The sequence below is a fragment of the Synechococcus sp. CCY9201 genome, from assembly GCF_034931105.1.
Classification (GTDB): Bacteria; Cyanobacteriota; Cyanobacteriia; order PCC-6307; family Cyanobiaceae; genus CBW1002.
On sequence record NZ_JAYGIC010000137.1, the window covers coordinates 1 to 4,887 of the forward strand.

Annotated in this window: 8 protein-coding genes; 5 read left to right on the forward strand and 3 right to left on the reverse strand. The window is 68.9% G+C overall.

Going from position 1 to position 4,887, the window contains the following annotated elements; all coding sequences use genetic code 11:
• The coding region (locus VB716_RS13255; RefSeq protein ID WP_323270739.1) for a glycoside hydrolase family 38 C-terminal domain-containing protein at positions 1-1,533 on the forward strand (1,533 nt) is incomplete at its 5' end.
• 67 nt (positions 1,534-1,600) lie between these two features.
• On the opposite strand, the gene psbN is transcribed toward VB716_RS13255, so the two are convergent.
• Positions 1,601-1,744, reverse strand: coding sequence for a photosystem II reaction center protein PsbN (psbN, locus tag VB716_RS13260; RefSeq protein WP_197157326.1), 144 nt, complete (start codon positions 1,742-1,744; stop codon positions 1,601-1,603).
• A gap of 85 nt (positions 1,745-1,829) precedes the next feature.
• Here psbN and psbH point away from each other — a divergent pair, with 85 nt between their 5' ends.
• From psbH to VB716_RS13280, 4 genes are all read left to right on the forward strand, one after another.
• Positions 1,830-2,030 (forward strand): photosystem II reaction center phosphoprotein PsbH, encoded by a 201-nt coding sequence (gene psbH / locus VB716_RS13265; RefSeq protein ID WP_197157324.1) that lies wholly within the window; start codon positions 1,830-1,832, stop codon positions 2,028-2,030.
• Positions 2,031-2,055: 25 nt separating this feature from the next.
• A complete protein-coding gene (locus VB716_RS13270; protein WP_197157322.1) occupies positions 2,056-2,352 on the forward strand; it encodes a TatA/E family twin arginine-targeting protein translocase in 297 nt (98 codons plus the stop codon).
• Positions 2,353-2,472: 120 nt separating this feature from the next.
• Positions 2,473-3,135 (forward strand): aminoacyl-tRNA hydrolase, encoded by a 663-nt coding sequence (gene pth, locus VB716_RS13275; protein ID WP_370594817.1) that lies wholly within the window; start codon positions 2,473-2,475, stop codon positions 3,133-3,135.
• A gap of 67 nt (positions 3,136-3,202) precedes the next feature.
• Positions 3,203-3,460, forward strand: coding sequence for a DUF3146 family protein (locus tag VB716_RS13280; RefSeq protein ID WP_197157320.1), 258 nt, complete (start codon positions 3,203-3,205; stop codon positions 3,458-3,460).
• A gap of 52 nt (positions 3,461-3,512) precedes the next feature.
• On the opposite strand, the gene VB716_RS13285 is transcribed toward VB716_RS13280, so the two are convergent.
• A complete protein-coding gene (locus tag VB716_RS13285; protein WP_231598177.1) occupies positions 3,513-3,980 on the reverse strand; it encodes a resolvase in 468 nt (155 codons plus the stop codon).
• Between the two features lie 10 nt (positions 3,981-3,990).
• Positions 3,991-4,887: DUF3084 domain-containing protein (locus VB716_RS13290; protein WP_323270740.1), on the reverse strand; the 897-nt coding region annotated here is incomplete at its 5' end.

Below are 4,887 nucleotides of genomic sequence, written 5' to 3' on the forward strand. Positions count from 1 at the left end.
CAGTGGCGCCGCGCCCGCCGCAGGGCGCGCCGGCAGCGGGATCAGGCCCTGGGGCGCTGGCTGGGGGCTGCAGTGGCGGGGGAGGCTGGGTCGGTTGGCTCGGCCACTGGAGCAACGAGTCAAGATTCGGCGGCGGCCGGCCAGAGGGACGACCAGGCGTCCGACCACACGGCCGAACAGAAGAATGACCAGAGGTGGTGGATCGTCCAGCTCCAGCCCCTGGCTGCGGCCTCTTGCACCGTGCGGTTGCCTGCGGGCCAGTGGAGCCTGCCGGGGCCCGCAGGCGATCAGCCCATCACCAGCCAGCCGGCCGCCTCCGGTGGGGTGTGGGTGCAGCTGCCCGTTCCGGCAGGTGTGACGGCCCTGCCCCTGTGGCGAAGGCCACCGGGGCGAAGCACGGTCGGACCGGACCCCGCCCCGCGCCCTGTCGCCTCCGGTGTCGAGGCGCTAGCCCTGCGGGATCCTGTACGGCTGGAGCCCGATCCGGAACGGGGGAGCGACCGCTGGCGGCTTTCCAATGGACTCCTGAGTGTGGCGGTCGGGCCCGCGGGTGTGGAGCAGCTCTGGGATGCCAGCGGCGCGGCCCAGCTCGCTGCGCCGCTGGCCTGGCGGCGCTATGCCGATCGCGGTGAGTTCTGGGATGCCTGGGATCTGGCGGCCGACTACCGCGATCATCCCCTGCCCTGGATCTGGGACGGGCCGCCGCAGTGGCTGGAGCGGGGGCCCCTCTGCGCGGCGTTCCGCTGGCGGGGCCGCTGCGGTACCAGCCCACTGCGGCTCGATGGGCGCCTGCGCGCTGGCAGCCCCTGGCTGGAGCTCAGCCTCGCGGTGAACTGGCGCCAGCGCCATGAACTGCTGCGACTCGAGGTGCCGCTGGCCTGGCCTGCCGTTCGCTGGGCCACCGACACCAGCGGCGGCGTGATCGAGCGTCCAGCCGAGCCCCAGACCAACCGCGAGCGCAGCCGCTGGGAAGTGGCGGCGATCGGCTGGCTGGCGGCGATCGGTGCCTCGGCTGCTGGGGGGGGCGAGCCTGGGATGGCGGTGCTCCTCGATGGACCTCAGGGGGTATCGGCCAGCCAGCAGGCGCTGGGGGTGTCGTTGCTGCGGGGCCCCACCTGGCCCGATCCATCCGCCGACAACGGCTGGCAACGCCAGCAGCTGGCGCTGATGCCCTGCGCCGGAGGCTGGCGCCGCGGAGGAGTGCCGGCGGAGGCCCTGCGGCTGCGCGAGCCCCTCTGGGGGCGCCCCACGGCTACGGCCGGAGCCCCCAATCCGCCACCCGGTTTTCCCGCCCTGGCCGAAGATCTGCAGATGATTGCCTTGGCGCCCGATCCGGAGCTCGGCGTGGTGCGCCTCACAGTGCAGAACCTGGGCCCTTGCCGGCGCTGGCTCGATGTCGGGCCCGACTGGCAGCTGCTGGAGCGGGGCGACGGTCTGTTCCAGCCGCTGCCGCAGGAAACGGGAGATTGGGTGCAGGCAGCGGTGCTGGGGCCCTGGGAGTTCGGCTTCTGGCGAATCCGCCGGCGGGCCTGAAGGTCAGGGTTGGCGCTGAGCTGAGAACTGCACTGGCGACACCGGTGACGATTCCGGGAACCGGTGTTCAGTCCTCGTGATCGTCGAAGGGATCGGTGAGTTGCTTCGAGGGCGGCCCGAAGGCCTGGTAGACGCCGAAGCCTGTGAGGGCCAGTAACACTGCCAGCACGGTGAGGGCAATGGAGAGGGCGGGCGAACCTGTGGATTCCATACGAGTCTCGAAAGCTGTCGCAGGCGGCCCTGGTGTGACCTTTAGAGTACCCGTCACGATTCCTTGATCGAGAGGACTGAGCTCCATGGCCCAACGCACCCCCCTCGGAAATCTGCTGCGACCCCTGAATTCCGAATACGGCAAGGTCGTTCCCGGCTGGGGCACCACCCCGGTGATGGGGGTGTTCATGCTCCTCTTCCTGGTCTTCCTCCTCGTGATCCTGCAGCTCTACAACAAGTCGCTCCTGCTCGAGGGCATCACCGTCAACTGGAACGGCGTCGGCTGATTCCTGACCCAGCCGCATTTCCTGCATGAATTTCTTCGGTATCGGCTTGCCCGAACTGGCGGTGATCGCCGCTATTGGCCTGCTGGTGTTCGGGCCCAAGCGGCTGCCTGAACTGGGCAAAACCCTGGGTCGGACGCTCAAGGGTTTTCAGTCGGCCTCCCAGGAGTTTGAGAAGGAGTTCCGCTCCGCGATCACCACCGAGCCGGAGCCGTCTGCGACCCCGGCGTCACCGGCGCTTCCTGAGGGGTCTGCGCCTGCAACGGCCAGTGGAGAGGTTGGGTCTGCCATGGCCAGTGGGGAGTCAGCCACGCCAATGGCCTGAAGCCTTGCCACTCCTTGTCACAAGCCTTTCGAAAGGTTGTGCTGTCTTCTCGAGGGGCTGAGCGGTGTTGCCCATCCCCCGCGCCGTAGCCTCGGGCAGACCTTTTCGGGGGATGTTTCCCTGCAATCCGTGAGTCCAACGCCTCCGGTGACCACTGAGACCACGCTGCCGGGAGTGGACCTGCGGCTGCTGGTCGGCTTGGGAAATCCGGGTTCTAAATACGTCGACACGCGTCACAACGTGGGCTTTATGGCCCTCGAACGCCTGGCACGCCAGGAGGGCGTCGGGTTTCGCCAGCAGGCCAAGCTTCACGGCTTGCTGGCGGAGGTGGGCCATGGCGATCGGCGCCTGCGGCTGCTCATGCCGCAGACCTTCATGAACGACAGTGGACGCTCGATTCGTGCAGCCCTCGACTGGTTCGACCTGAAACCCTCCCAGATGCTGGTGGTGGTGGACGACATGGATCTGCCCTTCGGTCGTCTGCGCCTGCGTGCCAGCGGAAGCGCCGGTGGACACAACGGCCTGCGCAGCACGATCCAGCACCTCGGCGCTCAGGAGTTTCCGCGGCTGCGCATCGGCATCGGCGCTCCAGCGGAGCATCCCGTCGAGCGCCGGGCCCGCACGGTGTCCCACGTGCTGGGGCGCTTCTCGGCGGACGAGCAGCCTGGCCTGGCCGCAGTGCTCGATGAGGTGGTGGCCGGCATCGACCTGATCCGCCGGCTCGGGATCGAGCGGGCCGGCAACCGCCTGAACAGTTTTTCGCTTCAGGCTGCGGCAGCCTGATGTCTGCCATGGGCTTTTGTCAGCCTTGATCTGCCTGTCGTGAGCCCTTCGCCGTGATGTATCCCTCGTGAGCCGCCTGCCCGCCACCACCGCCCAGCTGCGGGTCCTGCGCCAGAGTTTCAGCCAGCGGGTGCTGGAGGGTGAGGTGTCCGCCGGCGGGTTCCAGTGGACCTTCTGCTGGGCCTTCGATCGTGGTGAACTCAACGTGGAGCCCTCCCTGGGCCGCGCCCTGATCCAGGATGCTCTGCTGCGCTTTCTGCTCCAGGCCGATTACCAGCTCGAGGCCGGCGGCGACTACGCCTTCACCGTGCGCGCCAGTCTCTGAAATCGGGCTGGGCATCCCGGGCTCAGCGCGGAGCCGGACCTCCCCTTCTGGATCAGGAGCGCGGCAGGGTTCGACCCAGGAACCGTTCGAGCAGCAACTGCGCCACCACATCATCCCAGTCGCGGGGCGGCTGCCGCAGCCCTCGGGGCAGGCAGCGCCGCCAGCCCCGAGGCGGGAACAGCTCCCAGAAACGCTGCCGCGCCGCCAGGGTGCTGCCATGCTCCTCCACCACATGCACAGCAGCGATCGTCGCGAGTCTTGTCTGCCAGTGCCGGCAGCCGGTGCCGTTGCCCAGCACGATCTCAGCCACCAGCCCCTCGGCGCACCAGCTGTTCAGTTGGTGCCAGGTCGCTTCCGGGGTCAGCACCGCCGCCGCCACAATCCGCTGCCCCGTGGCATCGGTGCACACCAGGCCGCACTTGCTGCGGCCCGGATCCAACCCCGCCAGCCCGGCTCGCTGCTGTGGTGCATCGCCGTGAGGGATTCGATCACTCGGCTCGGGTGAGGCGTGGGTGGCCATGGCACGGCGTTCAGGGGCGTCCGTTGCGTGGCCGGATCCAGCGGAGCTCCACCACGATCGGATCGGGAGTGTCGGCATCCTGCACGGCCACGGCTTCCAGCTGGGCCGCCTGATCTTCCGGTCGCTCGCTCAGGGAGCGGGCCAGCTGGTTGAGCAGGGCCGCGTCGAACTGCAGGCCATCGGTGATCGAACCCTGGCGCTGCACCTTGGCGTAGGCGGCAGCGAGCAGCAGGTTCAGCCGGCTGTTGACCTGCTGGGGGCTGTGCACCTCCGGTTCGAGGCTGGTGGTGGCCAGCACGTCGCCCGCCCGCGCCACGGGGCGGTTCGGCCGCAGGTCTGGAAAGGCCAGCACCTGCTGCTCACCGCGCAGCACGTTGGCGGCCGAGAGCAGGCTCACCACCCAGGAGCCGGGGCGGGCCAGCAGAGTCTCCAGTTTGGCGATGTCGTTCCTTGGCACCAGAAGGATCTGGCGGTCCGGCGGCTCCCCCGGCAGCACCCGCTGGAACGCGAGCCGGTTGGCCTGCTGCAGCAAGGTGTTGATCACGTCCCGGGCCTGTTCCGGTCGCTCCAGAGTCACCTTGGCGGTGGCCAGGGGCTGGCCGCTGCTGATCACCACATCGCCGCGGCGCAGGGCGATGATCTTGGTTTCAAGGCCCTGGAGTTCCTTCTCCCCTTCCTTGATCTGCTCCTGCACCGCCGCCAACTCGGTTTCGGTGCGGCGGATCTCCTGGTCCCGGTTAGCCACATCGCGGCTGAGGCGATCGCGCTCGGCCTCCAGCCGGGCACGCTGCTGCTGCAGGGGCAGCAGTTCGCGCCGCAGCTGTTGCAGCCGCTTCTCCGCTTCATCCCGCTGGGCCTGGGCCCGTTTTCGCTCCCCTTCCACCCGCTTGGTTGCCGCCTGGGCTCG